The 2,418-nt window shown below is 60.5% G+C and carries 2 protein-coding genes; both read left to right on the top strand.

All coding sequences use genetic code 11. The annotated features are described in order from the left end of the window. Nucleotides 1-209 precede the first annotated feature (209 nt). Nucleotides 210-1,178 (top strand): LysR family transcriptional regulator, encoded by a 969-nt coding sequence (locus AC1D2P_RS30580; RefSeq protein ID WP_046026746.1) that lies wholly within the window; start codon nt 210-212, stop codon nt 1,176-1,178. Nucleotides 1,179-1,502: 324 nt separating this feature from the next. Continuing rightward, nucleotides 1,503-1,880: a DUF6124 family protein gene (locus AC1D2P_RS30575; protein WP_046026749.1), complete on the top strand. Its 378-nt coding sequence runs from the start codon at nt 1,503-1,505 to the stop codon at nt 1,878-1,880. The last annotated feature ends 538 nt before the right edge of the window (nt 1,881-2,418 follow it).

The following is a 2,418-nucleotide window of genomic DNA, read 5'->3' as shown; positions in this document are numbered from 1 at the left end:
GCATCACCGCGGTGGGTCTGGATGACCGCGGTGATGCCATCGCGGGCAAGCCCGGCTCCTACAGTGGCGCAATTCTAGGGGTGGGTCTGGTTGGCGATAAGCTGGGATTCTTGTGAATCTTTGTTACCGTTAACGCGATAATCCCTTTGTCGGGGTCTCAGCCCCTGAAACTTCGTGTCACAATTTGCCATCGAACCCGAGAGCACCCCATGGACACTTTGCAAAACATGCGCGCCTTCAGTTACGTGGCCGAGGCCGGCAGCTTCACCGCCGCCGCCGTGCAACTGGACACCACCACGGCCAACGTCTCGCGCGCGGTCTCCAACCTGGAAGCCCACCTGCAAACCCGCCTGCTCAACCGCACCACCCGCCGCATCGCCCTGACCGAAGCCGGCAAGCGCTACTTGTTGCGCTGCGAGCAGATCCTGGCCTACGTCGAAGAAGCCGAAGCCGAGGCCAGCGACGCCCATGCGCGGCCGGCCGGGCAGCTCAAGGTGCACACCATGACCGGCATCGGTCAGCACTTCGTGATCGACGCCATCGCCCGCTATCGCAAGACCCACCCGGACGTCACCTTCGACCTGACCATGGCCAACCGCGTGCCGGACCTGCTCGACGAGGGCTACGACGTGTCCATCGTGCTGGCCAGCGAACTGCCGGACTCGGGTTTCGTGTCCCAGCGCCTGGGCATCACCTACAGCATCGTCTGCGCCTCGCCGGCCTATGTGAAAGCCAACGGCTGCGCGCAAAAGCCCAGCGACTTGCTCAACCACATGTGCCTGCGCCTGGTAAGCCCGGTGATCCCGCTGGAGAAATGGGCCTTCGACGGCCCGGATGGCCAGGAAATGGTGACCATCAACAGCTCACCGTTTTTGGTGAACTCGGCAGATGCGATGAAGACCGCAATCACCAGCGGCATGGGCGTTGGCGTGTTGCCGGTGTACGCGGCGATTGAAGGGCTGCGCAATGGCTCGCTGGTGCGAGTGATGCCCAAGTACCGGTCGCAGGAGCTGAACCTGTACGCGATCTACCCGTCGCGCCAGTATCTGGATGCGAAGATCAAGACGTGGGTCGAGTACTTGCGCGGGTCGTTGCCGGAGATTCTGGCGGCGCATCAGGCGGAACTGGCGGCATATGAATTGAGCGGGAGCCTGGCTGGCGCCCGGGTGGCGAACTGATTTCACGGTCCTACAGACGCGGAGAATTTGGGGAAGGTTTCCGACGGGTTCTGTCGGTTGTTGGGTCAGACGGGAAATGGGTAGGCTTTGGGCGTCGCTGGCTTTTCAGCGATCGGGCCTGGAAAACCCGAAGATAGGGTCACAGCACATGACATAATGCGGCGCTTTTTCAGCTCCGCGATTTAAGTTATGGCGGCTGTGCGTGGGAGACCTTCGGGTCTGCCGGGTTTGATCCTTCTCGGTTTTTCCAGTCCGCGTACAGCTGCCACCCAATCGTCTGGAAAACGGAAAGTGGCGGCTCCTCGACTTCAAGGATCTTTGCCAATGATTAAAGAATCACCGAATCCTCCGGAAACCGACGACGTTTCCCCCTACGAATCCATCGATTCGAAAAAACTCAACGAAGCCGCCGAACGCGCGCTGAATCACTACCTCAACCCCGCTGCCCTCAAATCACCCGCGACTCGCAAGCCCAGCACGATGTTCGTGCTTGCGCCCAATATCAAAGACGAGGACTTGCTGGCCCACACTTGTGAATCGTTGGCCCAGGCCAGTGTGATGGCCGGCGATTTTGCCGCCTATCTGGAAGGCCCGCATCGGAACACGGCGATGGCGATTCAGCAGATCGTCATGCTGGCGGAACTGGCAGCGAACCGGATGATGGATAACCTCGAAATCCCCAAACCCACGCCACACCGCTAATCTCCGGGCAGAAACCAATCCTCCCTGTAGGAGTGAGCCTGCTCGCGATGACGGTGTGTCAGTCGACTTCAATGTTGAATGTGAGTCCGCCATCGCTGGCAAGCCAAGCTCCTACAGGGAATGGGTACATCTGGAAGAGATTGGTTGGCTGTCAGGCCGCCATCGCGAGCAGGCTCGCTCCTACAATTGGACCGGGGCCGTCTGTTAGAGACTGGTTGGCTGTCAGGCCGCCATCGCTGGCAAGCCAAGCTCCTACAGGGAATGGGGACATCTGGAAGAGACTGGTTGGCTGTCAGGCCGCCATCGCTGGCAAGCCAAGCTCCTACAGGGAATGAGTACACCGGCCGCTTCTCACCACTCATCAGGCCGAGCGTTAGCTCGCCTACAGCTCTTGATCTTGATCCACCCGCCCCTTCGGGAGGCTGAGTGGAGGTGTTCATCCGGGGAGTGGCGCGCAGCGCCGTTCGACGCAGTCGAACACGCTGCATGTAGGTCGAAGCGAAGCCGACCGGAGGGCAGTGTCCCCGGAGGGATACCG

The sequence above is a fragment of the Pseudomonas sp. P1_F1_2 genome (assembly GCF_056405815.1).
Note: the sequence above shows the minus strand (reverse complement) of the source record. Positions and strands in the feature narration are given on the sequence as shown.